The sequence below is a fragment of the Natrinema sp. CRL1 genome, assembly GCF_059162405.1.
In genome coordinates this window covers 258,649-283,825 of the sequence record NZ_JBLVOY010000005.1, presented here as the reverse complement: position 1 = coordinate 283,825, position 25,177 = coordinate 258,649, and the positions used below count along the sequence as shown (strand labels likewise).

Sequence of the window (25,177 nt, the reverse complement as noted above, 5' to 3'; positions counted from 1 at the left end):
GCAGGAAACTTCCTATCAAGGACGTAATATTTTATTAAAACCGTGACCGTATCAGCCATGTCTTACCTATTACTGGTAATTAAATAAATCCTGTCGGTGGAAATGAGCCGTACTCGGAGCGGTTGGAGCACCCGCGCTCGCAAGAGTGCGTCGGGTCGCAGTCACTCGAGTTGCCCGTTGTCGAGCGGGTCCTCGAGGTCGCCCATAATCGCTTCGAGGAGGTCCGTCACGGTCACCAGTCCGACGACATCGCCGTCGTCGGACTGCGTCCGACTGCTCGAGGAACGTCGTTCCTCGCTGTCTTCGATCACGAACGCGAGTTCTTGGCGTTCGGTTTGGAACTGATCGATGGCATCGCTAACGTCCGTATCTGGGGAGAGCGTCATCGGCGGTGCGGCCAATTCGGTGAAGTCGATATCGCCGTCGGCCAACTCCTGACGGTGTCTGACGAGGATCGGAGTATAGACGATACCGCGAAAGTCGGTCGGCTCCTCGCCGATCAACGGATAGCGCGTATGCGGCCGCTGTTCCATCTTTCGGAAGTTCGCTTCGGCGCTTTCGTCAGTTGACAGCGCGACGATCTCCTCGGGCGGCACCATCAGTTCGCTGACCGGTTGATCGCCGATCTGGAATGCGTTCAGTACCTCTTCGCGACGCTCGTCGGGGAGATCGCCCTCGTCGAGAACGGAGCCGAGTCGGTTCCGCATATCGGCTCGAGATTCGATCACGTCCCGTTCGGTATCACGCCACGCGCCCGTCATTTCGATACCGAACAGGCCGAGCGTTCCCTTTGCGACTATATCGCCGAATTTGATCGCCGGGGCGAGCACCTTCGCGAACCAGTACAGCGGCCGTGCGCCGTATCGACAGACCTGCTTCGAGCGTTCGACGCCGAGGTACGTCGGCGTCTGTTCGCCGTGCGTGAGATGGATCAGATTGATGAGGGCGAAGCCGAGCAGCGAGCCGGCACCGACTGACGCCAGCGCCGTGTTCGCAAACAGCGGTTCGAACAGGGCCGCCAATCCGGGTTCAGCGACGATCCCGAGGGCGATACTCGTCCCTGAAATCCAGATCTGACACGTCGTCAAGTAGAACTCGAGGTCGTCGGTCATCTCCCACGCGAGTTGCAGGCTCGGGGTATCGAACTCCGATTCGGGGTACTGTCTGGCGCGGGTGAGTCCGAACTCGATCGCGACGAAGTACGCGTTCAATCCGATGAGGATGATACCGGCCAGTATCCGAGCGCCGATCTCGAGTGGTTCCATCACCGACGTATCGAACCTTACGTTACAAAGTAATGTCTGATCAGTTCTGCTGTCTTTTCGACCTGTTAACAAACCGGAAATCGAGAGTCAAGAGAGGGGAGTGTGTTCGGCACGAGATACCGTACTGCATTCTCGTGAGAGTGAGCGAGCGATTCGTATATCTGATGGAGAAACACAGAAGAATTGATATATGCCGAGGGGCACAAGATCGGGTATGGCGTTCGCCGAATTAGGGATCATCGGCGGCTTTGCGACCATCGTTTTGCTGTTCTGGTCCCCGCTCTTAGCGATCAGACAACTTCGGAATTTGTTTCGGTGGCCAACCCGGTGGTTCGTTGCGAACTATCTGCTTCTCGGAAGCGGCCTGATCGTGGCACAGTGTCTTTCGTATCTCGCTGTCGCGCTCCTCGTTGCCGGAACCGGGCCGATCACGGGCGGCAACGCAGCGAGTATCGTCGTCGGCGTCCTCGCCGCCAATGTATTCCTCCCCGCAATCGGAGTATTCGCCGCCGTGCGTTTCTCGTCCGCAAACAGCGATCGAACGACCGAGACGGCGGGACGAAGCGGTCGGATCGCGCTCGCGATCGGGGTTATTTGGTATGCGATCGTCGCGTCCGGAACTTTCGTTCTCGGGAGCTTGGCCATCATGTTTGCGAACCTGCCGACGTGACAGGTTCCGCTGATCGCTCCGTACTTCTAGAGCCGTGCGACCGAGACGAATAGGATAGCTAGCACCGCCATCCAGTGTGACGGGTGGTGTTCTCAGTAGTATGGCTGCTCCCCTCGGAACGTCACAGTCGAAACGCCGAAACGATCGACCGGAAAGAGATGGCCCCACGACGGCTGAACTGCTCGATCTCTTTGGGGATGAATACACCCGCCGCGTGTACGAAGTCATCGTGGAGCAACCACGAGGCGGCCGTGCCGTCGCCGACGCCGCGGAGATATCGCGACCGACCGCCTACCGTCGCCTCAACGAACTTCACGATGCTGGTCTCGCACGACGGGAAACGACGATCTGTGACGACGGACACCACCGGGAGAAATTCGAGGCCGTCGCCGTGTCGCTCTCCGTCTCATTCGACGACGAAGTAGCGGTCGCAGTCGACGTCACAGAATGAAGGGGCGAGGGTCGATTCGTTGCCCAGTGCCGCGAGGATAGCGGTCCTCTGTTTCTCCCTTGTGTTGCGAGGAAGTCGTCGGTACGGCTCGTTCTCGCCGTGCTATTCGAGCAATTTCCAGGCGTACGACCGGATTGCAGCCCTACTCGGTATTAGAATCATGAAAGGGATTGTACAGTTCGGACGGCCCTGTCGTCACTCGCTCCGAATTAGTTACCCAACCGACACATACTCTTAACGGTACACCGTTGAGTCGTTATCGCATCTGCGGTCACCTCGAGCGCTACCCTCGATCGTGAGTCCGTCGCTGTCGAAACCGAGGCGTACTCGATCGACCGCGATACGGTATCGCTGTCGGTGGTGACCGTTTGCCTGCACGCTGATCGAACTCCGGACGATCCCAGCGGACTCGAGACTGTCCAGACGCCGGTACACGGTGGCGCGGGAACTATCCAGACGTTCGACTAATTCGCTCGCCGAACGCGGGGCCTCGCAGAGTTCGTCTACCACGCTCCGGGCATGATCGTCGCTCAGGAGTTCGAGCACCGCCTCCGCATCGATCGTCGGTTCGTCGTTCTCGAACGGGGTTCCGCGTCGCCCGTTCGGTCGTACCCCACTGTGAGACGGCCGTGATCTCGACATCGGTGGTTGTTGGTTGGACGGGACGGTCCCTGTACGATGACGCTACTAGTCCCAACGATGTCACGGAGCCACTCTAGCTATTGGCAGGCGTCCAACCGACTCGATACGCCGTGTCGTGCTCACCGTTCGGTTCGGGGACAGACGACTGTGCGTCGGCGCGTGGTCACCACGTCCCGCTCGTGCCGGGATATTAGTACGGTGACAGTCTACCGACCGGTAGGATGGGAAACGTGATGCGCGTATCGGAGCCCCGGATCCTGATGGTCGACGACGAGAAGAAAGTGGCCGACGCGTACGCGCTCCGCCTCGAGGACGTCGCCGACGTGACCGTCGCGTACGGCGGCGAGGAAGCGCTCGCGGTCATCGACGACGGACCGGTACCCGATGTCGTCTTGCTCGATCGGCACATGCCCGACCTCTCGGGGGACGAGGTACTCGATCGGCTCCGGGAACGGGATCTCAAAACGCGAGTCGTGATGGTGACGGCGATCGATCCCGGGCTGGATATCGTCGATATGCCGTTCGACGACTACCTCTCGAAGCCGGTCGAACGCGAGGATCTCCGCGCGGCCGTCGACCAGCAGTGTCAGGTCCTCGCGTACGAACTCCTCGGCGAGTACTTCCGTCTGGAGTCGACGCGAGCGGTCGTCGACGCCGAACTGCCCGCCGCCGAGATCGAGAGCGACGATCGGTTCGCTGACCTCGAGGCGCGCCGCAACGCCATCGAGGAGCGAGTGCTGGGGCTGCTCCCGGAAAGCGAGGAGTTACTGGCCGAGTTCTCCGGCATCGACCGCGGACGGTATTGACGCCGACCTACCGGTCATCAGTCACGTCCGCGTCCAGATCGGAGGGTCCCGCCCTCGAGTCGGCATCGAAAAAGGCCTCGACGAGTGTTTGCTCCGCCCGCCGGAGGTGATAGAGCATTGTCGACCCAGCGATGTCGAGCGTCTCCGCTACCTCCGCCGAGGTGCTCCCGCGCGGCGAGGTAAAGTAGTCCGACAGGTGGGCGGTCCGCAGCACCGTCCGCTGTCTGTCGGTCAGTTGCTCCTCGAGGGCGTCCCGAAACGCCTCGGCCGACGCTGGCGTTCGAGCGGTCTGCTCCTTGGCGACGAGTCGGGTCTCCGCGACGACGGCGTCGACGGCTTCGATCAGCCGCCGAACGTCCCCGTCGGACGGGAGTTCGGCGACGAATCGGGCCGATCCAGCTCCGTACTCGCCGCCTTTGATCGTCGCACCCCACGCCGCGAGTGCGGTCACGGGCGTGTCGTCGACGACGGTCGCTTGGAGGAGTGGATCCGTCTCCGACCGTATCCGTCGTGCGTCGACAACGCCTTTACGACCGGAAAGCGATTCGGCAACGCCCTCGAGCGACCCGTCGGCGGTAAGATAGCAGACGACGGTACCGTCGCCGCGAGGGATCGCGCCGTCCAACGACAGGGTTCGATCGGCTGCGGTCGCAGCGCCGACGAACGGGACCGTCTCGTCGCGAACCTCGACGGTCACCTCGGTACCTGTGTCAGCGACCAACAGGTCCTCCTGGTGGCCGGCCTTGATCGCGAACCCCGCAACGCTTCCCAGCGTCTCGAGGCCGACCCGTTCCTGTTCGCTGAACCCGTCTTCCTGTCCGGAGTACACCGTTACGACGCCGTAAACAGTACCCTGGTAGGCAAGCGGGACCGCAAGACACGACCGAAGCCCGTGGCCAAACGCCGCTCGACGGATGCCGTGGGGGACGGCGTCGTCCTCGGCAATCGCCTCGACGTGTCTGGTCTCGCCCGATGCGACGGCTGCTTGGCCGGGAAGGGGGTACTCGTCGTCTAGACTCTCGTCGATTCGCTCGCGAAGGTCGGCCGCGTCGCCCGCCGCGGCGAGAACCCGCAGGTGCTCCTCGGAAAACGCCCGGTCGCCGACCCACGCGAACCGGTAGAGGTCGGTCCCGCCCAGTCGCTCGCAGACCGTTCGAGCGATGTCTGAGCGGTCCGACGCGCCGATGACCTGCTGCAACACCGTCGCGACCAGCGAGTTGATCCGCTGGACCCGCTCGAGGTGTCGGTCCAATCGATCGACGGTCTGCTCGAGTTCCTTGCGCGGCGTGTGGTTCCGGACGTAGACGAGCACCCCCTCGTCGACGCGGACGTCGACCGCGAGCCATCGGTCGATCGGCGGGTAGTACTCTTCGAACGACGCGGGGGTCGGCGACGTGCCGTCAAAGGCCTCCCGCAGCGTCCCGGCGGCCGACCGTGGAAACTGCTCCTCGATCGCCGCCCCACACAGTGCGGCCGGGTCGGCTTCTAACAGCCTCGCTGCAGCGTCGTTCGCGTTGACGACGACCCCGTCGCTCGTCGTTTCGATGACCCCGATCGGGGCCTGTCGTAGTCGCTCGTCCATCGCGTCTGTATCGCCGCCGTTGCCCTCCGTATTGATGTCGTTGTGCCGTTCAGTCATCGTTCGCGGATCGGTTGAAACTCGAACTTTGCGCCGCCACGTGACCCCTCCGAGACCGAGACGGTCCAGTCGTGTGCGCGAGCGATCCGTTCGACGATGGTCAACCCGAGCCCGGTTCCATCCCCTGACTCGGTCGACGAATAGCCGGGCTCGAACGCTCGTTCGCGTTCGTCGGCCGGAATTCCGGGGCCATCGTCGGCGACGGAGAATCCGCTGCCGGCGCTTTCGACACGGACTCGGACCGGGTCGGTCGCGCCCTGACTCGCATCCTCATCAGGGCTCGTCGAGCCATGCTCGACGGCATTCCGAAACAGGTTCTCGAGCAGCCGTTGGAGCCGATCGGGATCGGCGTCGACCCGCGGCAGATCATCGGCGACAGAAAGCGACGCTGCTCCCGTATCAACGGTCGTCCACGCGTCCGACGCCACGGCGTCGATTGTGACGCCTTCGGTCACCTCGAGCACGTGCTTGCCGCGGGCCAGTGCGAGCGCGTCCCGAATGATCCGTTCCATCCGATTGTGGGCGGCTGCGACCTGCTCGAAGTGGTCCGCGTCGCCAGTCTCTTCGGCCGCCCGGAGGTGAGCCTTCGCGATGTCGAGCGGGTTCCGGAGGTCGTGAGTAATGACGCTCGCGACGCGGTCGAGTTCGACGGTACCGGCGCTCGTCGGCACTAATTCCGTCACGAAGACGTAGCCATCGACCGTATCGCCGCCATCCGCTCCGTCGGCGGTGCCACCGGTGCTCGAGCCGTCGATGCTGTGAAGTCGCACCGGTCGTCGTTGGGCGTCAGTCTCGGTGGCTGAATGGATGCCGATTTCGACATCGATCGCGTTCCCGTCGGCGAGCCGAGAGCAGGCGTCCGCGACCGTCGCCTCGTCGACCGCGCGGTTCCGAAGCAGCCACTCACGGACGCTGACACCGGTCGATGTCGCGTCGAACGTCGCATCGAACGCCTCGTTCATCGCTGCGATCCGCGGCGTACCGTCCACGGTTTCGTAACCGACAACCGGCTCCGGAACGGCATCGATCGCGACGACATCGGCCTCGAGCGCTCGAGCGTCCTCCCGGTGGTCCGTCACGACGATCACCGGCTCCCGGCCCCGAGAACGACGCACTCGAGACCATCTATACGGAAAATCACGCCTGCCGCCCGAACCGCAGTCCGGCGTACTGCTATCGAGGTCATATGCTCATCGTTGGGCTCTGTACGCATAGACGCACACTCTAGTAATAGCGAAACTCGATCTGAAACGTGTTTCGGGTGTCCGACACGACGCCGCAGCGATCGGAGCCGAACCGGCTGTAGGGGACGGTCTGCAATTCTCCGTCCTCGAGTCTCGTCGATCGCAGTCGTTGGGAATACTGTTTGGCATCCAGAGAGCCGGAAAATCGCAGTCAGTATCGGTAACTGATCAAATCCTGCAGCGCCCATTACGCTTCGTCATGGTTCGAATCCACGAGCGGGTGGCAGCGCTGCATGCCCGGAATTGTAAGGGCGAAAATTCTGCAGGTTAGAATCGACGCAACCGCTATCGAGAGTGCCGTACTGAGGACAGGGAGAAAATCCGACTTGTTTGAGAATCTGCCCGACCGTCCACCGATTGCGGAGGGCATATTTACTGGGTAATCAACACGACACCGATAGCCGCGAACGCGATCCCCGCAAGCCGTGCTATCGTCACTTCGTCTCCGAGGACGACCATACCGATGATAGCCGCGATGACGAAGTACATCGCACCGAGCGTAGAGACGGTTGTCGTTGACCCGCCGGAAAGGCCGATGTACATCGAAATCAGGCCGATCCCGGTGAACAATCCGGCCGTGCCAGCGAGCAGTCCTCCCTTCGCAGTAATGACGAGCGAGGCGTCTGAAACGAGGATGAATCCGAGTGCGAGGGGTCCCGCAACGAGATAGGAGATCGCGGCGGCCGTCCGCGGATCGATAGACTCCGACGCAGCGTTGCCCAGGACGACCCAGATTCCCCACGTCACCATCGTGATCGTTCCAAAGAAAACAGCCGAATCGATCTCAGGGAATCCCATCAGTATGTGCTCTCCATTGCCACTGCAAAACAATTCTCCCTATACTATCTGTGATTGTTAAATAGCCTCTAGTCGAGAGACGCTCGATCACAATTACGTCACTGGACGGTCTCGGCTCCAAACCGTACTACTGGTTGGATCGATTCGGTCTACGCGACGGCGATTCCTGCACCGACGAAGAACGCGACGGCCGCGAGCCCAAGCACCGCCAGAGATCGGTTACTCTCTGTCGGTTCTCGCTCGAACGTCTCCCACTCGAGCAGAGTTCCGAGACCGATGGCGATGGCAGCACAGCCGCCAACGAAACCGGCCATTGGCCATACCGACGCGCCGCTTTGGACGATCGTACCTGCGGATTCGAACGCGAGCAAAATCCCCGTGATCAACGGTGCGGTACCAACTGACTTGCTGGAGGGCATACGAGAAGAATTGTGTTCCAATGACATATAATACCTGTCATTGGATACGTCTCGTTGTCTGGGTTGCGTGCTGTGTATACTCATTTAGCTCTTTGAAATCCTATTCCTCGTATGTATTTTAGCGTAAGATGAATATTCACTACACGTCCGCATATAACGAAATCATAAGGAGACATGATATTGTTGTAATGGTATGGATCGTACCGAATTGTTTCTCGCCCTGATCGTGTACTATTGGCTGCGCTTGTTTACTGTCTGTACCGCTGGAGTACAATCCAGCCGAGAGACACGATTCCAACCAGTAGGAAAGCTACAGCAAAGAATATAAACTGATTACCAAGAAGACTTGAAAGACCGAGTAAATCTGTTCGGTTGATATATCCGAGACCAAAGAATATACCTAAAACTACGGCTGCAGCCCCAATTCGCATTCCCAAGTCCTTCAGGAAATTTCCGAAGTTCAGGTTACGAGCCATCAATTCTGGCGTCTAATTCCGTACACTTGGCCTTGTTGAAATTCTACTTCTCAGATGCGACGCTCGGTGAAATAGCCAATAGATTAGCTCTGCTGTACTTACCGCAGGGGAGGGGAGCCAAACCTATCCTATTTTAAGGATTTCAACAGACTCCGAGCGATAGCTATCCGATTTCGAGTGCATCGACGGCCTCGAGCGGTTCGACGTCGTGATCGATGAGGCGATCGGACCTCGAGGAACGCCGAGCGAGTATGATCTCACAGGGATGGTGGGACGATTCTTGCTCACTCGGAATCGGGGCGGCGTTGATATAGGTCAAGGCGAACATATTCACTGTCGCGTTCCCCACAGGCGCGACACGAAATCAGCACCCAACCCCACCCCAACCATGTCCCGTATCCGCCCGGCGGCCATCCCCCTGTGCCCATCCGGGCGGCCTTCTGAGGTCTTTCTCGAGATAATCAAACAGTGAGCGATGTCTCTATTAAAATCTCATTTTTCATACACACTATGTCGTGAAACGATCACTCACTACACCTGCGAATGGAACGTTGCGGACGGACCCAGAATCCGCGAGCGAAGCGAGCGGTTCACCGCCGGAGCGGGGTGAAACCCCGCGACGGCGGCCTTTTGCCATCAACGGGTTTTGCCGGGGGTTGAGGCTGGCGTCTGCGACGCCAGCCGATTCCTCCGGTAAAAGGTTGCTGTACTTACCGCAAAGGGTGCCAAACCTATCCTGTTCTAAGGATTTCAACAGACCCACTCATTTCCAAATCGAGAACGGCTTTCGTGATTTGAGTTGAAGAAACAAGGCACGGTGTTACTACTGTTACCGCTGGTGTGCAACGGACGGTGTTTCTCAGCGTGACACGCAGCGGCGATCGTTTTTCCCCCGGTGTTCGAAGCCGTGGCTATGACGGCGATCGCTGCCGACGGACTGTCGAAGCGGTACGCAACGGTGACGGCGCTAGATTGGGGTACCGACGCTCCTCGGGTTGTCGATCGCCGGACTCTACGCGGCGCTGCGGTACGGGACCGAGGGCGCGACCGCATATCCGTGGTTTCTGTTTGCGACCGCCCTCTACGGCGCGTCGTTCGTCGCGGTCGCCGTCGCACTCTCGGCATCGACTGCGAACGACCGCCGAATCACCCACGGTGCGGTCGTCGGCTACCTGTTGCTGGTGGTCCTCTGGCGCAATCTCGCTGCGTTCGCCGTGGCGTTTCTCCACCGGTTCGACCCCGGAATAGGGATGCCCGACTGGGCGCTGTTGGTCCAGTTAGCCCAACCCAGCGAAGCGTACGCCCGCCTCTTAGACGTGCGGTTCGATATCGACCGAGCGAGTCGGTACGTCGGAGACAGTGCACCGGCGTTCGTCGACTGGTGGGCCGCACTGGCGATACTCGTAGTCTGGATCGCGGCGTCGCTTGCCGTCGGCTACCGGCGGTTCGAATCCGGAGATCTGTAACCGGATCCGGAACTGTGGATCACTGGGTTCATTACAGTTGGCTGTCAAAACACGGGCGAAAGATCGATGTCGCTCGCCGGGACGGTCGCGGCCGTTGCCCTCGACGCGGTAGCGGTGGCGATACTGGGCTGGACGACGTGGCTCGCCGTCCAGTCGCGAGACCGGCCCAGCGCTCCACCAGTCATCGCCATATTGGGCCTCCTGACGATCATGGGGGTCCTCTCGGTGCTGGCGGAACTGCCCGGCACGTCGGCAGTCCCGTTGCTCTCAGCGATTATCGACCTCGGTCAGTTCGGCGTCGGAATCGTCCTGCCGGGCGCCTGGGTCGTGTATGCGCTCAGTTACACTGGTCGGGGAACGGGACTGACTCGGTGGCGCGTCGCCATGTTCGTGGGCATCGCGATACCGATCGTCCTGAGCGCCGTCGTCATCGCTGTGAGACCGCCGACCGCCGTCCTCGAGCGACTGATCGCGTCGTTCATCGGGACGGAGATCCTATTGCTGCTGGGACTGTTCACGTACGGAACGTATCTCCTGCTCGGGCACGGGTGGAACCACGCCCGCATCTCGAGGGCACAGATCGCGATCGTGATCTCGGCGGGCGCTGCACCGTATCTCGCGGGCGGGATGGGAAGTAGCGAGCCCGTCGCAGACGGCGTGACCGTGGGCCTCCTCGTCGCCGGCGGACTGTTCGCGGTCGCGGTACAGCGCTATCCGGTGATGACTGGCTTCCCCAAGGCCGATTACGTCGCCCGAACGCGAGTCGTCGAGGCGCTCCGAGAGGCAGTCATCGTCCTCGACTGGGAGGGCCACGTACTCGACGCCAACGCGACGACCGCGGAGTTGTTCGACCGGGCCCCTGCGTCGATGATCGGCGAGCCGATACACTCGATCGTCGACGGCCTCGAGGAGAGCGACCTCTCGGCTGGTGCAACGGGGACGGTCACCCTCCAGACGACGAAGGGGCGCCGGCGGTTCCAGTTCAGCGTCTCAGCGGTCGACGATGCCGAAGCCGACGCTGACAGCGGGGCCGATCCGGTTGCGAGGACCGTCCTGTTGCGGGACATCACCGACCGCCGGACCCGCGAACAGCGGCTCTCGGTACTCAACCGCGTCCTCCGACACAACGTCCGGAACGAGCTCGACGTCGTCCTCGCGTACGCCGACCGCATCGACGACGAGGACGTGCGGGACGGCATCCGCGACAGTGCGACAGATCTCGTCGAACTCAGTACCAAGGCCCGGGAGGCCGAGGACGTAATGACCGCGAGCGCGGGTTCGCCGGACCCGGTCGACCTCGCAGCCGTCGCACGGGAGGTCGTCAAAGAGTATCGAACGTCGGACCGTCCGTGCGAGGTCTCGCTTTCCTGCCCGGACGAACTGGTCGTCTCGTCGCACCGATCCGTCATCCGGCAGGTGCTTTCGGAACTCGTGGCCAACGCGATCGAACACGGGGACGCTCCCCACGTCGATGTTACCGTTCGGGCGGATCCAAGCGGAGCCATAGAACTCGTCGTCGCGGACGACGGGCCGGGGATTCCGGACCGAGAACGGACGGTTCTAGGGGACGGGACGGAGACGCAACTCGAGCACGGCAGCGGCATCGGACTCTGGTTCGTCAACTGGGCCGTCACCCAGTTAGGCGGCGAGCTGTCGTTCCGCGAGAACGGTCCGACGGGAAGCGTCGTGACCGTCCGTCTCTACGACGCCGAGTTCGAACCGTGATCCGTCACGGAAAAGCAGTAGGGGTCGGTGACGACTGTGGCAGTCGGGACGGTTCCGGTCCGCCCTCGAGGAGACCGACGATTCGCGTGAACCGTCGGTCGAGCACGTTCCGTAATCGTCCTCGAGTTAGACGCCTCGTTCGTTTCGGGCACCGGTAATGATCGTGTACACGTGGATCGGGACGATCACGATGCCAAACAACAGGTAGTTGAGCGTGAGGAGATTGATCACTGCCAGCTTCGTCCGGCCGACGTAGTAGTACGCGGCCGGCGACAGCACGAGTGCCAGCAGGAGTGCGACGGGCATTGACTTGTCCGCGATTGCCTGTTCGTGGCGTCCGGTGTCATCAGCAGGGGAACTATTCGTCACCATGGATGTCAGAGGTTGCTCGAGCGGCGTCGAGAGAGCGCATAACCGGCTGCGGTCGTCACTGCGACGATGCTCGCAATCCTCGTCTTGGTCACCTCCATGGTGGGTCGGTGGGTCGGCACCCAAATAGGACCCGAGGCAGTATCTCCGACTCGGAAACACGTCTCGAGGATTTCGTACGGGACGCCGACTCTCCGCGATCCTGAGAGGCCGGACAGACTAGTGGCCAAACGGTACAGACACCGATCGCACTCGAAACGCGACTGGTGGTTACTGCTGTGTGTTCGATAGTGGGGGAAGTCACAGAACGGTTCTCAGGGAATCATTTACCCATATGTCATTGAACCGGCCGAGACGTAGGTGTGCAAATTGACCAGTGAGATTATTCCCAGTTTCAGATATTGTCCGGCGAGTCGTGCTGAATACAGAGGGTTTATCAGTCATAGTATTGGTTCGGTCAGCACCACCGCTTCCTCCCAGTCGGAAGACCGGCGCTGCGTCGTGAGCCACGTATGTGCATCCTCAGTCACAGAGGACTGATTACTGCGGCGAGAAGCAGGTCTATCGCCCAATTAGTAGTTACGTGGACGACTGGGTATTGGCAGTCGTTTTTCCTGCCCTACTCTCATACCGCTCCGTGAGCCACTCTTTCCAGGAGACTGTTCCGACAGTATGTTCGGGACAGGTTGCATAACCGGCGCGAAAACTCGCCGCGGTTTCTCCCGGTAGCGGGAACCTGATAATAGGACGTCGGAGGCCACGCACATCGCGGTAGGTCTGTGCGAGTTCCCCCACTGAGTGGACCTTCGGACCACCAACTGGGTCAATTCGACCATTCGATACCAGCGTAGCGTGATCAACAATGACATCAGCAAAGTCGCCGACATCGATGGGCTGAACCTGCATCCTCGTTGGCAGAGGCCATACGGGAAGCTTCGCCACATAACCGAGTAGTTCCGCAACGAACGAATGGAACTGTGTTGCACGAATGATGGTTGTCGGTACACCACTGGCTTCGATTGCCTTCTCAGCGGCGCGTTTGTGTTCGTAGTAGGGGAAGTCAATATTGTCAATTCCAACGATAGAAGGATAGAGGAAGTTCGTCACATCAGCTGCCTCAGCTGCCGCTATAAGTTGTTTCGTCCCTCGGACATCAACCCCTTCCGTGTCTCCTCGTGGGGCCGTCGCAGCGTGAACAACGACATCGATATCTGCGAGCGCTGAATTGACACCTCCGCCGTCAATAAGATCGAGTTCGACCCATTCGATATCTTCGCCGCTCTCTTCCGGAGGTTCACGGCTCGCCGCTCGAACGATGTGATCTGTCGCTGCGAGCCGTGATCGGAGGGCTGTCCCTAGCGTTCCTGTTGCGCCGGTCACCAGTGTTCGAATCACAATTCTTGATTCGTTTCCGAGGCAGAATGGATACTGCCGAAATTGCTCGGCGTATTTAAGTGCAAGTCATCATACTCCCCTCTATGAAACACGTCCGGGTTCGTATCACGGCTCACGGGCGAGAGGGAGACATTCACCCGATGTATGGCGTGATGACTAAGGCTCTGTTCATTGAGCGGGCGACGGCACTGCAGTGGAACTACACCGGTGACGCTTTAGGAATCCTCCACTACGTTGTGGGAGACACCGATGCGCTTGAGGCGGCGATACAAGAGATACCAGAGGTCGTCGGCTACGATATAGAACGTATCAATGAGCAGTCTTGCTACGTGTACGTTCGAGATTCTACAACCGATCGTCTTCAGGAGATGTTTCGCCCCATTTCCACCGGTGGGCTTGTCGTTGTTCCGCCCGTAGAGTATAAAACCGACGGGACGGTTGCGTTCTCGATCTTCGGTCCAGATGAGGAAATCCAGGATGCGGTAACGAATATTTCCGTTCCAGTTGATGTGACTATCGACGCAGTGGGTGGTCTCGCCAGAACGAGGGCTGCCGTTCAGGCACGTCTCACGGAACGCCAGCGAGCCACTGTCAAAACGGCACTAGAACTGGGTTACTATGATATTCCTAAGAAGGCCACTCAGGAGGATATCGCCGCCAAACTCAACTGTGCGCCGAGTACCGCCGCAGAACATCTGCAGAAAGCAGAGTCGCGGGTACTTCGTGCACAGTTCGCCAGAGAGATATAGTCTTCAAATCAGTTTTCCGGAGAAGGAATTGTTGCGAAGATGATGACGGCACCACAACGCCTTTGACTGCACTGAACGATCAGTATAGATGCGAATTGAACTCTATGTTTCTTGCTAGTTTCAGAAGAAGTACGGCAAGTAAGCTGGATACAGGGCGTATAGTTACTATACTGGCAACTACAAGACTATCGAGTTAGTGGTACAAACTGTTCATCGATGAATGAGTGTCCCCGTTGAATCAATACCAAACACCAAGCTCTCATTGTCGTCGTTGTTGGGCGGGTAGTAGTGGATGTGGTCGTCGTCGGTTAGTTTGTCGTTGTTCTCGTACACGCTATACCGGACAAGATACGGACGGGCCTCAGCAATATTCTCCCGTCGTGCCTGCCCCTGTGATTCTACATCAATGCTCGTGTCGTATACCGTTGCCTCACTACGAGACAAGTCATTACCCCCTCTAAAGAGGCTCATTTCAATCGTGTATGGACTGTCAGCGTGACTGAATACAGTTATAGTAAGCATTGAGGAGGAGGACAATGTCGAACAGCCGGCCAGTCCGGTTATTCCAGCCATAGCTCCAAGGAGGACGGTTCGACGTTTCATAGACACGTCATTTTTTACCCTCAATAAGTATCTTTCCGATTTACTAGCTCCCGCTTCTATACCTACCGATCGTTTGGGAGTCACACAGTGTATGTAAATCGGTCTATGACGCCCTCTATCTAATAATATCAATTCCCACAACGGAGACGATGGCGTTTCACGACGAGAGATACCGCGGTCTCTTTCTTGTCGACGCAGCCGTACCGGCGTTTATGGGCACATCGAAATACGATATCGCGGGGCTCGATCTCTCGGACGACCACTACATCGTTGAACAGAATCTCGTTCGAAACAAGTACAAGGCACTGGACAACTGCGGAAACACGGTCCTCGAGGGGAAACAGGAGACATTCAAGCTCAAAGAGAAATTCACGTTTGTCGATGAGAACGGCGAGGACGTATTTATGGTACATGCCCAACAGATCAGGGACTACGAGGGACAGTACGTTCTCACGGACACCCGCAGCGGCGACGATATCGTCGTGCTCGATCACGAGTACTCGCTGCTCGAGCAGATAACAGGAGCGACGTGGCGGATCCGTGACCCCGAGACCGACGCCGAACTGGCTGCAATCATGTCCCGGAAGTTCGTCGGATTGGTTCGACGGGGGCTGCTGGGTAACCTGATTCCTCACTACTACGAGATCACGGACGCCGACGGCGGTCACGTGGGGTCGATCTCGGGTCAGCTGTCGATGAAAGACCGGTACGACATCCGAATCGACGACGCCAGCACCGTCCCGCGGGAACCCGTCGTGGCTGCCGCGATGGTCATCGACGCGATCGAAGGGCACTGACTCCCCAGAGCTACGGGTGCTGACTCCCGCGAAGGTGTTTCTCGTCGAGAGAACCGTCGTCTCCGTTTACTGTACTCCGATCGATTGTTCAGGCCAGGAACGCCAATATGACTGCGCAGATACCCGACGGCGGCGGTTCGCTCTCCAGACGCACAGTACTTACAGCGGGCGCCACAGCGGCACTGGCGGCAACAGCTGGCTGTACGGCCGTGATGGATTTCATCGGGAACCAGCTGCTCGAGCAGGTCAACGTGTTCAACGAAACCAACCAGCGAGTCAGCGGCTCCATCGTCGTCGTCGATCCCGACGGCGACACCGCGCTCGACGAGACGTTCGATATCGCACCATCGGACTCCGAGGACAACGAAAGTAACGGAGACGACGAACAGTCGGTCGCGGTATACGACGACGTGTGGGACGGGGCGGGAGACTACGAGGTAACCGTCGAACTGGACGACACCGAAATCGACGGGGAATCGGGTGCGAGCGAGACGGTGACGATCGACGATCCCGAAGAGGAGATGCTCGCCGTCGCGCTCGGCTCCGAGGAAGTCGACGAACCGATCGGCTTCCGCGTCGGTGAGAGCCTCTCGGACTTCGGACAGTGAGAGGACTGCTCGTGACCGATTCGTCCGTCCCGAGTGCCATCCGGTCTGCGATCGAACGGTACCGCCGACTGTACGCGGCCATCCGCGTTGAGTCGCCGTGGCGGCGAGCAGTCGGCGGCGGGGTCGCGGGACTGTCGGGAGCGATCGCTGCGGAGACGCTTGTCGATGGTCTTCCGCTCCGACTGGTCGTCGTATTCGTCACCACGGCCGCCGTCGCGCTCGTGGTTTCGGCCCTCTGTACCTCTCTATCGCGTCTGCTTGCGGACTGCGTCGGTTTCCTCACCGACCGTCGACGATAATAGTGGTCCCTTCCAGTCGCCGACAGTGGCGATTTCCCGCGAGTGTTTCTGGCGCTGAAATTGTGCGTACGGGTTAATCATCGAACAGTTGCAATCCCGAATCGGAATGGTTCCCCCCACGACGAGACGACGGTACCTCAGCGGACTCGCTATCGCGGCCAGCGCCTCTCTCGGCGGCTGTCTCAGCAATGCTGTGACGAACGACGACGATCCCGACGCGGACGCGGATGACGCGCCGACCGACGAGTCCGAACCCGACAGCGAGACACAACCCTCGTCCGACGACATCTCCGGAACGCCCGAAACGCTGCTCCGACAGTACGTCGAGACCAGCGCCGAGGCGACCGACCCGGCCGAGGTCGGTGCGTACTTCCACCCCATCCACCCGTTCCATCCGGACACCCTCGAGGCCGAAACCGCCGAAGCGTGGCTGCTGAAAGACGATCCCGTGTCCGAGATCGAGACCGAGACCACCGACCGGGACGTGACACCCAGCGCCGTCCTCTCGGCTCCGGTCTTACAGGCCTCGAGCATCGAACGTGACGCGGTCGCCGACGCGCTCGAAGGAGAGCGGACCGCAGTCGTCGATGTCTCGGTGACCGACGAGAGCGGTGAGACGACCGAGTTCAGCGCCGTAACCGTCACGGCAGACGGCGAGTGGACGATTCTCGCACAGGGAATCGAAGCCACCGACGGGTCGAAGACGCCGTCGTCGTTCGATGCGCGCGTCGTCGAGGACATCGAATTCGACCCCGAGGCCGACCGCGCTCGCGTTCAGTTAGTCGACTCACCGGTGGCCGACAGCGTTACCGCCAAAGCGGAGACTGCCTACTCGTCCAGATCGTCGAGTACGCCGACGGTGATCGACTACTTCGATCTCTCGCTCGATCCCGACGGCGACGAAGTCGTTGTCACCGCCACGGTCGACGGCGAAACGCGACCCGTCCACCGCGAGCAGTACCCGGTTGCCGATCGGGCCGTGGACAAGGTTTCGTTCGACGAACGACCCGATACCGAACTGTTCGACGCGACCGCTCGAGTCGAGTTTACGGGCGAGCAGACCGGCGACCGGATCGTCGTCGCATCGACGGTTCAGGGCGACGAAGCGTCGATCGAACCCGCGGACACTGCGACGCACCTCACGGTCGGTATCGACGCGGAAGGCGACGAGATCGTCGTGACGCTGACGGACAGCGAGGAGCGCGGAGAGATCCACCGCGAGCGCTATTACCCGTAGCATGTTCGAGCGGCCCGATCCGTCGACCGATCGACCGCCGAAGTATAAACCCACAAATGTTATACAGACAACTATTGAACACGTGACTATGATTGGATTCCGTTCGAACGAAACGTGGCAGTACGCCCTCCTCGGGGGCCTCGCTTCGATTCCGTTTACTGCAGCCAGTTATTGGCAAACGGGGTCGGAACTGTCGCTCGCACCAGTGTTCTTCGGCGCTCTTCTCGCCGGCTTCCTGGCCGAGCGCGCGACCGGATCGAATAGCGGTGTCGGCGTCCGTGCCGGCCTCATCGGTGGGCTACCGGCAGCCTGGCTCCTCGTCGACCTCCTCGCCGCCTCGAGCGGCTTGGGCGGTCCCGCGTGGTTCGTCGCGCTCGGACTTGCCCTCTTGCTCGGGTTCGCGGCTGTCGTCGGCATACTCGCGTTCGGACTCGCCGCGCTCGTCGGTATCGCTGGCGCACGAGTCGGTGGCTGGCTCGCCGACCGCGGTAGTCGCCGTCGCCCGCCCGCTGCCGGCGGTTGAGACGACATCCTGCCACCGACGCGTCGTTTTGTCACCGGGAAGGTATCCGAACATTCATAGTTACTATACTGTCTGAAGAGTAACTGTTCCTCGTCTCCAATGACGCTGAAGCTCGGCCCCCTCGCTCGAGAGTTGTCCGTCCCGTACTACGAAGATGCCCTCCCGGCACACGATCGATTCCACGCCAAGCGAGTCCGTGATCTGGCGATTCGGTTAGCAAACGAGTGCGAGGAAGACGTGGATCGAGACGTACTGTCGGCAGCGGCCTGGGTACACGACATCGGCCGGCCGCGGGAACGAACTGGAGAGATCGAAAACCACGGGCAGTGGGCCGCAGCTGAAGCGACGGAACTGCTTGCGGCCGAATCAGTCCCGGCCGACGAAATCGAGGCGATCGAACACTGCCTGCGATCGCACAGCATTCGAGCCACCTCCCCGGAGCCGGAGTCGATTGAAGCGAAGTTACTCTTCGACGCGGACAAATTAGACGCGATCGGAGCGCGCGGACTCGTTCGACTGGCCTGTATCGTCGGAGAGCGGTCGGGTCGCGCGGGCGGGGCATACGCCGTCATTGACGATCCGTCGCAACTCGGTATGGAGCCCGCCGACAGACCTGACGTTTCGCTCCTCCGAGAGTGGGCCAAAGAGCGACTCGAGGCCCTGTACACGGAACCCGGTTGCGAACTCGGAGCGTCCCGGTGGGAGTTCGTGACGGAGTTTTTCACACGGTTTAATGCGGAAATCGGTGTCGACGGGGAGCGATAATCCGACGGGTTTCACCGATAGCACGCCGTTGTATACGCCAGCCAAGTCGGTGGCGAAGGCAACGAAAGGAAAGGTGAGATGCCGAGATCGGGGGTTTGGTCGGTTGCGTTGGCGTCTCGCTGGCGACGAGATGACGTACGGCTCAAAGACAGGGGAAGAGAGGTGACGGCCGGTGGTAGCGGCAGTCGATTTCAGTTGTTATCAGCCGGTCTCATCCCCAGGCCCGATCGGAAAGATTTCCTCGATGGACGCATTGGAGGACGTTTCGTCGCCGGTACTGATTTGGATAGAGAACGTTCCCGCTTCGACGGACTCCATCGAACTCTCACTGAGCGAGAGTTCGGTCACCCGGTCGGCGGTATGGTTGGTTGCGTTCTCGTCACCGTTCGCATCATCGTGGTCCGGATCCGGTTCGTGGCCGTCAGCCGACACGATGTCGTAGTCAGTGTCATCGATCGAGGTCGAGTTCATGTCCGAGGCGTCGATCGTCACTGCTTCGTCAACCGACGTGACCGTCCCCTGGTCGATATCGACGTGGGCGATGACGAGCGAGCCTTTCGTCGGGTCTTGTGGCGACACCTCGACGCGGACGATATCGTCGTCAGACTCAGAGACTGAAACCTCGAAGCTGACATCGTCGCCGTCCTCGAGGGCGCTCCGGACGTCGTCGTTCGCCCACGCAGTCTCGATCGCGTGGTCGACCTCCGCATCGCTCACCGCGTCGGGGGTGCTGACATCGACGGTGTAGTTAGCTGGCAATTCGGCTGCCGACGCCGCGTCGGCATTCGGGGAGTCGATACTCGCGGCGGCGACACCGCTTGCACTGAGAGCAAGCACTGCCACGACCGCGAGCGTGAGTACGGTGTTTCGCATGGGTTCGAATTTGGCGGCGAACCGAGACGGGAGAGCCGATCTCCGCGTGTCGGTCAGCGGGGGACCACGGCCGTGTCGTCCCGATTCGCCTCGCTTACACATCGTCTGAAAGACCTCATAGTCCTTGATTGAAAGAGGGACGAAAGCCGTTCAAAACGCGTTTGAAAGCTGTTTTGCTAGCCTACGAGACTGTTGAGTGAGACTAACCACTGGAAAACAAAGCACACCAGATCGCTGGTCGCCGATTCGATCAGTGCTGTTTCAGGGAAATATCACACGACTCCCAAACGCCATGAGGAGAGCGATAGCCGCGACAAAGATGCCCATGAGACGCGTCATGAGAAGACGCATCCGACTCGGTTCGAGTTGTGTAGTACTGTCGGGGCCACGCATCTGCCATCGGGTCAGCTGACGAGGAAACGCAGCCATCGCAAGCGCGAAGACTGCGATGAAGAGGGCTATTAGCTGGAACACTAACTGGAACAATTGGAAGCCTGTAGGGACCATGCCGGTGGGTATTCTATTCAGATAAACAGAATTTTTCGATATACGTTATCAACCTATTCCTTACAATTCAGCCTCTCACACATCAGTAAAAACTCGTCTCGGTTAGGCTGCGTTATTGTGTCTCTGATGGTGTTTGAGTACCGGTGACATCATGAATTTCAATGTATTCGTCTTCTTTTGAGTATGAGGCTTCCACACGGTCGTAGACTTGTGCCTGATTGAAATTATTGCGATCTGTGAAGTCGTTGCGACACCCCGTGGAATCGCCGGTGTCCCACTGGTCGCTACAGACGCCGATTACGTACCAGAGCTGATCGTACGTCTGACGTAATTCGTCGTGAAACATCTCCGAGACTGTCGGTCGATCGGGGTTATCGACGTACTCGGTCCACGGCTCGTAAACGTGGCCGTTCACGCTTTCTTCGCGATCGCTATATGCGATATCCAGTACGGTCTCGTTGCTGCCGTCCAGCCGCCAGCCCTCAATACTTTTGAGTTGGACGTATCCGTTCACAGTGTCGGACGCCAAACAACCCGACACTCCGGTAGCTCCCGCTACGATGCCTGCAAGAACGTCTCGTCTGGAGGGCATACACGGGGGGGTCTATCCGAAGTGCAAAATGTGTTGTTATATTGTAAGAAGGCGGTGGGAGACAGTGTAGTTGGATGGCTGGACACAGCGTCAGTAACAAAGGGAACAGGCTGTCAGTTCCCTCTTAACTGGATATTCAGCATAATTCGAGGTGGAGCCTCCGACCTCAAGGAGCGAGTGAAGCGAGCGAGTAGGTCGGAGAGGAAACCGATAAAGGACGACATAACCGCACGACGGTAGCCACCCGACTCCCAAGCGTATAAGTACCATCCGACAGTAATCTGAAACATGGAGGTTCGTCGAACCGCGCCGGTCAAACTCATTGTTCCCGATGAGCGTCGCAACGACCTCCACGAATCCGCCCGTCAGTTCCTCCACTGTGCCAACCGCGCCGCCGAGTTTTGTTGGTCCAACGCCTCTTACACAGAGTGCATCACGGCCAATACGACCGCACGGGACGCGCTCTACGACGAACTCCGCGAGGAAACCGATCCTCACCGCGAACCTCGTTCAAGAAGCCATTCGACGCGCCGTCCAAGCTGTCAAGGGATGCGTCGAACGGTGGAAGGACGGGAAACGAGTGAGCCAGCCGGAGTTCACGTCATGGAGTATCCTCTATGACAAGCGAAGCGCGACCTTTTACCGCGACCGCGTGTCCCTCTCAACCGTCAACGGGCGCGTCGAGTGTGCCTTTGAACTTCCCTCGGACAGCCCCACACCATACGAACGGTACGTGCTGTCCGAGGAGTTTGAGTTCCGGGCGAGCACACTGCAATACGATAAGGCGACCGACGAGTTCTACTTCCACATCACGACTCGGAAGCACGATTCGGACGATGACGAGTCCGAGGTTTCGGAAGATACTGAGCACCAAACAGTCCTTGGTATCGACCTCGGCGTCAACAGCCTTGCAGTCGCTTCGACCGGGCGCTTCTGGCAGGGAGACGACTACGACCATTGGTGCCGTGAGTTCAAGAAGCGACGCGGTGATCTGCAACAGCGTGGAACGCAAGCTGCGCACAACGCGCTTCTTCGCCTCGGCAAGCGCGAAGAAGCGTGTCGAAAGCAGTACCTCCACACAGTTGCTAACGAGATCGTTACGGAAGCCGTCGAGAACGGGTGCGACGTGATCGTATTCGAGGACTTAACGGACATCCGTGAGCGGCTTCCACAGGCGAAGTGGCACCACTTATGGGCGTTCCGTCGCCTGTTCGAGTATGTCGAGTACAAGGCCGCCGAACGCGGCGTCGCGGCGAAGCAGGTTGCGCCGAACCACACGTCTCAACGCTGTTCTCGGACAGACTGTGGGTTCACACACGAAGCGAACCGTGACGGCGAACACTTCGAGTGCCAGAAGTGCGGCTACGAGGTGAACGCGGACTACAACGCAGCGAAGAATATCGGGCTCCGGTACGCCCGGAAGCGGAAACACAGACTCCGTTCCTCGCCCAAGTCGGGGAGCGGAGACGTCTTGGAAAGCGAAGCTTTCCAATGGTCAGGAAATCGGAGATTTCCTTCGACACCAGTAGACGTGCGTGTGAATGGTGGGATGTTGAACGGCGAGAGTCACCGGCCTATTGCCGGAGACTGATTGTCAGGAGTCCACATCAAAGCCCTCCCCTCAACGAGCGAACCCCCTATGGGGTAAGCGAAGTAGGGTAGGGTAGTTTACTCACTGCAGTCGGATCGTATTCCCCATGCCGTTCCGCTGTCGCTCCACGAGTTCCCGGTACTCGAGTTTGTCGAGGGTGCGGCTAACGGTCGCCTTCGAGAGGTCGGTTTCCTCGACGAGTTCCTGCTGTGGCAGTTCGCCGTCGGACTCGATCAGCACCGCGTAGATGGTTTCTTGATTGTTCGAGAGGTTTTCGAGCGTCTCTTCCCACCGCTTTTCGTCCGCTACCGGTTGCTCGCCTGGACTCTGTGGTCGCTCCGATAGCGTTGTGCCACCGTTCGTCTCGAGACGCGGCTGTGTCCGTGCTCCCGTCGGCGTCCGATCCGGTGAGGCGAGTACGTGTGTCTGATCGTGAACGACGAGGTACGTGCCACTGGCCCCGCAAACGAAGGCAGCAACCACGACGACAGCTACCTCGCGGTAGGTGAAATATTCGCCGACGCTCGTCGCCTGTGCGCCGTTTTCACCGGGCGAGACCATTACCGGAGAGGGAGTAATCAATTGGACGGCCAAAACGAGGACGGCGGCGAGAAAGACGACAGCCGCCAACAAATGTGTCTGTTGGAGGGACCGGAAATCCATGGCGAAACGATTCGATACCGGAACTTTATGTCTACCGATTTATATGGCCTCGAGCAGCCGTGAAACGGGTATGAAACGCGTTTCCAACTGGTTTCGAACGCGTGTATCCCAGCGTTGATGAGGGCTTTCACCCAAAGACGTGAGTATGAACGAAGTCGTTCGCTCGCGCCTGCTGGTTCTCGTCGGGTTGGCCGTGATCGGCGTCGGATTAGCCGGAGTGGGGACTGCCTTGGGCGTGGCCGAACCGCTCGCAACGACGGGAACGTCGGCCGAATTCGTCGTCGCCGAGGACAACGTCACGTTCGCGACGGGTGACGAATCGGAAACCGTGGTGGACGATCTCTCCAACGTGAGCGAGATAACGATCGAAGAGACCGATACCGGCCAGTTCACGGTTCAAACAACCGAAGAGCAACCGCTGACCGACAGTGAACGCGAACGGGCGCGGACGATTGCAATGACGAACGAAACAATGGAAAACGCACTCAACGAGATGGATGCGTACGAACTCTCGGTCGAACCGATTCAGAAGCTGACCGCTGATGATTTCAGTCAGAAATCGTACGATGTCGCCACCGGTATCAACGAAACGGACGGCGAGATGACCGTCATCAACACCACTGACGACAGCGGAGACGGGTCAGTAATCGTCGAGCGCGATCCCAGCTACGTCCAGGATCGTGCAAACGTGCGTATCCGACAGCCCAACGCCACCGATCGCCGCGAGCTACGATATACGGTTGACATCGATTTAGCGAACGGGACGGTCACGGATATCACCGATTGGGACGAGATTCGGCGGGATTCGCCGACGGTCACGATGACTCACGAACTGAATTCGTCGGAGACGGTCGATCTCGAGAACTGACAGCGCCGTTCGAAACCGTCCGAGTTTCGCTTTGCCACGAGGGGCACGTTGTCGGTCGGATCGACCGAAGGGTGACTGTATTTCGATAACGGACACACCGCAAGATCACAGACCGGTGGCTGACGATTCCAGAGGAGGAACCCGACTAGATCGTGGGAGTACGAGAGCCACCCAATCGGGAAACGTACGAGCAGACGAACGGCTCGAGCGAATTACGGAGAATCAAGGAGATGAATCCGACAAAAACGTTCACAATCAACCGACGATAGCAGGGCCGAGTCTCCAACGCTAATCTATACCCTTACAAACCAACATTTCGTATAGATGATTGATGAAGCGAACCAACCAGTTCGATGTTCGCCCTCGCTCCGCGAAAGAGCGGGAGGTGTTTGTTCGCTGGTTGGATGCTTCTGCGAGTCTCTGGAACGAGACAAACTACGCCCGTCGCCAAGCGTTCCTCGAAGACGACGAAAACGTCTGGAACGCCGACACCGGCAGTCTCGAAGGCAAATACAAAGGCGTCCTCAGCAGTTCGGTTGCCCAACAGATCATCCGAACGAACTCGTCTGCGTGGCGGTCATTCTTCAGTAGCAACGAGAAGTACCACGCCGGGAAACTCGATGAACGACCGTCGCCACCGGGATACTGGGGTAACGAGGGAGATGGACGAGTCCTCCGAACCTACGTTCGCAACGACCAGTACACACTCGAATACGGGAAGCGTTCCCGACTCGAAGTTCCGATTGGCTCCGAGTTGAAAGACGAACTGGGGTTGAATCGGAACCAGCGCCTTCGCGTTGAAGTTGCGGGCGACCCGAAATGGCGCGGCGAGCAAGGCCGCCTCGAACTCGTTGACGGGACGGGAGTCGACGCACAAGAACGATCTCCCGCCGCCACGGGATCCCGGTGAAGAACGAACGTATCGGATCGACATCGTCCGCAGGAATTCGGAGACGGTAATCGACTCGATCACAGTCGAACTGAGACGAACCGACGACTGACATCGGACTATCGACTCCGATCCGCTATCGAAAGGACAGCAGACCCGACCGATTCACTGCTGTGAGAGGAGTTTTCGCATATGCAGACCTCGAGTGGACACGGAACTCCGCTGTTCTCGCGTCCGATACGTGTCCC

At 59.4% G+C, this 25,177-nt stretch carries 26 protein-coding genes and 2 pseudogenes; 15 read left to right on the top strand and 13 right to left on the bottom strand.

Annotated elements, in window-relative coordinates; all coding sequences use genetic code 11:
• Positions 1-161: 161 nt before the first annotated feature.
• Positions 162-1,265: a CNNM domain-containing protein gene (locus ACJYUO_RS17920; protein ID WP_494346700.1), complete on the bottom strand. Its 1,104-nt coding sequence runs from the start codon at positions 1,263-1,265 to the stop codon at positions 162-164.
• Positions 1,266-1,479: 214 nt separating this feature from the next.
• On the opposite strand from ACJYUO_RS17920, the gene ACJYUO_RS17915 reads away from it, so the two are divergent.
• Positions 1,480-1,935, top strand: coding sequence for a DUF8162 family protein (locus ACJYUO_RS17915; protein ID WP_494346699.1), 456 nt, complete (start codon positions 1,480-1,482; stop codon positions 1,933-1,935).
• Positions 1,936-2,035: 100 nt separating this feature from the next.
• Positions 2,036-2,386, top strand: a complete 351-nt coding sequence (locus ACJYUO_RS17910; RefSeq protein ID WP_494346698.1) for a helix-turn-helix domain-containing protein — start codon at positions 2,036-2,038, stop codon at positions 2,384-2,386.
• Positions 2,387-2,620: 234 nt separating this feature from the next.
• Here ACJYUO_RS17910 and ACJYUO_RS17905 read toward each other — a convergent pair whose 3' ends face one another.
• Complete coding sequence (locus ACJYUO_RS17905; RefSeq protein ID WP_494346697.1) at positions 2,621-3,028, bottom strand: ArsR/SmtB family transcription factor; 408 nt, start codon at positions 3,026-3,028, stop codon at positions 2,621-2,623.
• A gap of 221 nt (positions 3,029-3,249) precedes the next feature.
• Here ACJYUO_RS17905 and ACJYUO_RS17900 point away from each other — a divergent pair, with 221 nt between their 5' ends.
• On the top strand, positions 3,250-3,834 hold the full coding sequence (locus ACJYUO_RS17900) for a response regulator transcription factor (RefSeq protein WP_494346696.1): 585 nt from the start codon (positions 3,250-3,252) through the stop codon (positions 3,832-3,834).
• 7 nt (positions 3,835-3,841) lie between these two features.
• Here ACJYUO_RS17900 and ACJYUO_RS17895 read toward each other — a convergent pair whose 3' ends face one another.
• The 4 genes from ACJYUO_RS17895 to ACJYUO_RS17880 all read right to left on the bottom strand — a co-directional run bounded on the left by ACJYUO_RS17895 (position 3,842) and on the right by ACJYUO_RS17880 (position 7,829).
• Complete coding sequence (locus ACJYUO_RS17895; RefSeq protein WP_494346695.1) at positions 3,842-5,473, bottom strand: bacterio-opsin activator domain-containing protein; 1,632 nt, start codon at positions 5,471-5,473, stop codon at positions 3,842-3,844.
• Entirely contained in the window at positions 5,470-6,561 is a 1,092-nt protein-coding gene (locus ACJYUO_RS17890) for a sensor histidine kinase (RefSeq protein ID WP_494346694.1), read from the bottom strand. Before ACJYUO_RS17890 ends, ACJYUO_RS17895 begins: the two co-directional genes overlap by 4 nt.
• A gap of 528 nt (positions 6,562-7,089) precedes the next feature.
• Positions 7,090-7,515, bottom strand: a complete 426-nt coding sequence (locus ACJYUO_RS17885) for an EamA family transporter (RefSeq protein WP_494346693.1) — start codon at positions 7,513-7,515, stop codon at positions 7,090-7,092.
• Between the two features lie 149 nt (positions 7,516-7,664).
• The gene (locus tag ACJYUO_RS17880; RefSeq protein ID WP_494346692.1) at positions 7,665-7,829 is read right to left on the bottom strand and encodes a hypothetical protein; all 165 of its coding nucleotides are present in this window, start codon (positions 7,827-7,829) and stop codon (positions 7,665-7,667) included.
• Positions 7,830-9,405: 1,576 nt separating this feature from the next.
• Here ACJYUO_RS17880 and ACJYUO_RS17875 point away from each other — a divergent pair.
• Both ACJYUO_RS17875 and ACJYUO_RS17870 read left to right on the top strand, forming a co-directional pair.
• On the top strand, positions 9,406-9,876 hold the full coding sequence (locus ACJYUO_RS17875) for an ABC transporter permease subunit (RefSeq protein WP_494346691.1): 471 nt from the start codon (positions 9,406-9,408) through the stop codon (positions 9,874-9,876).
• Positions 9,877-9,942: 66 nt separating this feature from the next.
• Positions 9,943-11,601, top strand: coding sequence for an ATP-binding protein (locus tag ACJYUO_RS17870; protein WP_494346690.1), 1,659 nt, complete (start codon positions 9,943-9,945; stop codon positions 11,599-11,601).
• Positions 11,602-11,727: 126 nt separating this feature from the next.
• On the opposite strand, the gene ACJYUO_RS17865 is transcribed toward ACJYUO_RS17870, so the two are convergent.
• Both ACJYUO_RS17865 and ACJYUO_RS17860 read right to left on the bottom strand, forming a co-directional pair.
• Positions 11,728-11,973, bottom strand: coding sequence for a TM2 domain-containing protein (locus tag ACJYUO_RS17865; protein ID WP_494346689.1), 246 nt, complete (start codon positions 11,971-11,973; stop codon positions 11,728-11,730).
• Between the two features lie 576 nt (positions 11,974-12,549).
• Positions 12,550-13,350 carry an SDR family oxidoreductase gene (locus ACJYUO_RS17860; RefSeq protein ID WP_494346688.1) on the bottom strand — a complete coding sequence of 267 codons (801 nt, stop codon included), beginning with the start codon at positions 13,348-13,350 and terminating at the stop codon, positions 12,550-12,552.
• 167 nt (positions 13,351-13,517) lie between these two features.
• On the opposite strand from ACJYUO_RS17860, the gene ACJYUO_RS17855 reads away from it, so the two are divergent.
• Entirely contained in the window at positions 13,518-14,114 is a 597-nt protein-coding gene (locus tag ACJYUO_RS17855) for a helix-turn-helix domain-containing protein (RefSeq protein ID WP_494346687.1), read from the top strand.
• Positions 14,115-14,324: 210 nt separating this feature from the next.
• Here ACJYUO_RS17855 and ACJYUO_RS17850 read toward each other — a convergent pair whose 3' ends face one another.
• Entirely contained in the window at positions 14,325-14,717 is a 393-nt protein-coding gene (locus ACJYUO_RS17850; RefSeq protein ID WP_494346686.1) for a hypothetical protein, read from the bottom strand.
• 212 nt (positions 14,718-14,929) lie between these two features.
• Here ACJYUO_RS17850 and ACJYUO_RS17845 point away from each other — a divergent pair, with 212 nt between their 5' ends.
• From ACJYUO_RS17845 to ACJYUO_RS17820, 6 genes are all read left to right on the top strand, one after another.
• The gene (locus ACJYUO_RS17845) at positions 14,930-15,514 is read left to right on the top strand and encodes an LURP-one-related family protein (RefSeq protein WP_494346685.1); all 585 of its coding nucleotides are present in this window, start codon (positions 14,930-14,932) and stop codon (positions 15,512-15,514) included.
• A gap of 107 nt (positions 15,515-15,621) precedes the next feature.
• Positions 15,622-16,122 (top strand): hypothetical protein, encoded by a 501-nt coding sequence (locus ACJYUO_RS17840; protein WP_494346684.1) that lies wholly within the window; start codon positions 15,622-15,624, stop codon positions 16,120-16,122.
• An 11-nt stretch (positions 16,123-16,133) separates the two neighbouring features.
• Positions 16,134-16,421 (top strand): hypothetical protein, encoded by a 288-nt coding sequence (locus tag ACJYUO_RS17835; RefSeq protein WP_494346683.1) that lies wholly within the window; start codon positions 16,134-16,136, stop codon positions 16,419-16,421.
• A gap of 106 nt (positions 16,422-16,527) precedes the next feature.
• A complete protein-coding gene (locus ACJYUO_RS17830; protein WP_494346682.1) occupies positions 16,528-17,658 on the top strand; it encodes a hypothetical protein in 1,131 nt (376 codons plus the stop codon).
• Positions 17,659-17,746: 88 nt separating this feature from the next.
• Complete coding sequence (locus tag ACJYUO_RS17825) at positions 17,747-18,181, top strand: DUF5518 domain-containing protein (RefSeq protein WP_494346681.1); 435 nt, start codon at positions 17,747-17,749, stop codon at positions 18,179-18,181.
• 99 nt (positions 18,182-18,280) lie between these two features.
• Positions 18,281-18,946, top strand: coding sequence for an HD domain-containing protein (locus ACJYUO_RS17820; RefSeq protein WP_494346680.1), 666 nt, complete (start codon positions 18,281-18,283; stop codon positions 18,944-18,946).
• 201 nt (positions 18,947-19,147) lie between these two features.
• On the opposite strand, the gene ACJYUO_RS17815 is transcribed toward ACJYUO_RS17820, so the two are convergent.
• From ACJYUO_RS17815 to ACJYUO_RS17805, 3 genes are all read right to left on the bottom strand, one after another.
• Positions 19,148-19,819 (bottom strand): hypothetical protein, encoded by a 672-nt coding sequence (locus ACJYUO_RS17815; protein ID WP_494346679.1) that lies wholly within the window; start codon positions 19,817-19,819, stop codon positions 19,148-19,150.
• 261 nt (positions 19,820-20,080) lie between these two features.
• A complete protein-coding gene (locus ACJYUO_RS17810) occupies positions 20,081-20,326 on the bottom strand; it encodes a DUF6199 family natural product biosynthesis protein (RefSeq protein ID WP_494346678.1) in 246 nt (81 codons plus the stop codon).
• A gap of 112 nt (positions 20,327-20,438) precedes the next feature.
• Positions 20,439-20,918: a hypothetical protein gene (locus ACJYUO_RS17805; protein ID WP_494346677.1), complete on the bottom strand. Its 480-nt coding sequence runs from the start codon at positions 20,916-20,918 to the stop codon at positions 20,439-20,441.
• 288 nt (positions 20,919-21,206) lie between these two features.
• Between ACJYUO_RS17805 and ACJYUO_RS17800 the strand changes: the two are divergent.
• Positions 21,207-22,509: pseudogene (locus ACJYUO_RS17800) on the top strand (RNA-guided endonuclease InsQ/TnpB family protein).
• An 81-nt stretch (positions 22,510-22,590) separates the two neighbouring features.
• Here ACJYUO_RS17800 and ACJYUO_RS17795 read toward each other — a convergent pair.
• Complete coding sequence (locus tag ACJYUO_RS17795; protein WP_494346676.1) at positions 22,591-23,172, bottom strand: helix-turn-helix transcriptional regulator; 582 nt, start codon at positions 23,170-23,172, stop codon at positions 22,591-22,593.
• A gap of 145 nt (positions 23,173-23,317) precedes the next feature.
• Between ACJYUO_RS17795 and ACJYUO_RS17790 the strand changes: the two genes are divergently transcribed.
• Both ACJYUO_RS17790 and ACJYUO_RS17785 read left to right on the top strand, forming a co-directional pair.
• A complete protein-coding gene (locus tag ACJYUO_RS17790) occupies positions 23,318-24,040 on the top strand; it encodes a hypothetical protein (RefSeq protein WP_494346675.1) in 723 nt (240 codons plus the stop codon).
• 331 nt (positions 24,041-24,371) lie between these two features.
• Positions 24,372-24,893, top strand: a pseudogene (locus ACJYUO_RS17785) (IS200/IS605 family transposon protein TnpB); the annotation flags it as partial.
• Between the last annotated feature and the right edge of the window lie 284 nt (positions 24,894-25,177).

Bases quoted from the DNA above. Each gene is read 5' to 3' on its own strand.
- ACJYUO_RS17825 (WP_494346681.1), top strand. From the start codon at position 17,747: ATGATTGGATTCCGTTCGAACGAAACGTGGCAGTACGCCCTCCTCGGG.
- ACJYUO_RS17905 (WP_494346697.1), bottom strand. From the start codon at position 3,028: ATGTCGAGATCACGGCCGTCTCACAGTGGGGTACGACCGAACGGGCGA.
- ACJYUO_RS17845 (WP_494346685.1), top strand. From the start codon at position 14,930: ATGGGCACATCGAAATACGATATCGCGGGGCTCGATCTCTCGGACGAC.
- ACJYUO_RS17790 (WP_494346675.1), top strand. From the start codon at position 23,318: ATGAACGAAGTCGTTCGCTCGCGCCTGCTGGTTCTCGTCGGGTTGGCC.
- ACJYUO_RS17865 (WP_494346689.1), bottom strand. From the start codon at position 11,973: ATGGTGACGAATAGTTCCCCTGCTGATGACACCGGACGCCACGAACAG.
- ACJYUO_RS17870 (WP_494346690.1), top strand. From the start codon at position 9,943: ATGTCGCTCGCCGGGACGGTCGCGGCCGTTGCCCTCGACGCGGTAGCG.
- ACJYUO_RS17840 (WP_494346684.1), top strand. From the start codon at position 15,622: ATGACTGCGCAGATACCCGACGGCGGCGGTTCGCTCTCCAGACGCACA.
- ACJYUO_RS17820 (WP_494346680.1), top strand. From the start codon at position 18,281: ATGACGCTGAAGCTCGGCCCCCTCGCTCGAGAGTTGTCCGTCCCGTAC.
- ACJYUO_RS17830 (WP_494346682.1), top strand. From the start codon at position 16,528: ATGGTTCCCCCCACGACGAGACGACGGTACCTCAGCGGACTCGCTATC.
- ACJYUO_RS17815 (WP_494346679.1), bottom strand. From the start codon at position 19,819: ATGCGAAACACCGTACTCACGCTCGCGGTCGTGGCAGTGCTTGCTCTC.
- ACJYUO_RS17885 (WP_494346693.1), bottom strand. From the start codon at position 7,515: ATGGGATTCCCTGAGATCGATTCGGCTGTTTTCTTTGGAACGATCACG.
- ACJYUO_RS17920 (WP_494346700.1), bottom strand. From the start codon at position 1,265: ATGGAACCACTCGAGATCGGCGCTCGGATACTGGCCGGTATCATCCTC.
- ACJYUO_RS17850 (WP_494346686.1), bottom strand. From the start codon at position 14,717: ATGAAACGTCGAACCGTCCTCCTTGGAGCTATGGCTGGAATAACCGGA.
- ACJYUO_RS17805 (WP_494346677.1), bottom strand. From the start codon at position 20,918: ATGCCCTCCAGACGAGACGTTCTTGCAGGCATCGTAGCGGGAGCTACC.
- ACJYUO_RS17795 (WP_494346676.1), bottom strand. From the start codon at position 23,172: ATGGATTTCCGGTCCCTCCAACAGACACATTTGTTGGCGGCTGTCGTC.
- ACJYUO_RS17910 (WP_494346698.1), top strand. From the start codon at position 2,036: ATGGCTGCTCCCCTCGGAACGTCACAGTCGAAACGCCGAAACGATCGA.
- ACJYUO_RS17855 (WP_494346687.1), top strand. From the start codon at position 13,518: ATGACTAAGGCTCTGTTCATTGAGCGGGCGACGGCACTGCAGTGGAAC.
- ACJYUO_RS17810 (WP_494346678.1), bottom strand. From the start codon at position 20,326: ATGGTCCCTACAGGCTTCCAATTGTTCCAGTTAGTGTTCCAGCTAATA.
- ACJYUO_RS17880 (WP_494346692.1), bottom strand. From the start codon at position 7,829: ATGGCCGGTTTCGTTGGCGGCTGTGCTGCCATCGCCATCGGTCTCGGA.
- ACJYUO_RS17915 (WP_494346699.1), top strand. From the start codon at position 1,480: ATGGCGTTCGCCGAATTAGGGATCATCGGCGGCTTTGCGACCATCGTT.
- ACJYUO_RS17900 (WP_494346696.1), top strand. From the start codon at position 3,250: ATGGGAAACGTGATGCGCGTATCGGAGCCCCGGATCCTGATGGTCGAC.
- ACJYUO_RS17895 (WP_494346695.1), bottom strand. From the start codon at position 5,473: ATGACTGAACGGCACAACGACATCAATACGGAGGGCAACGGCGGCGAT.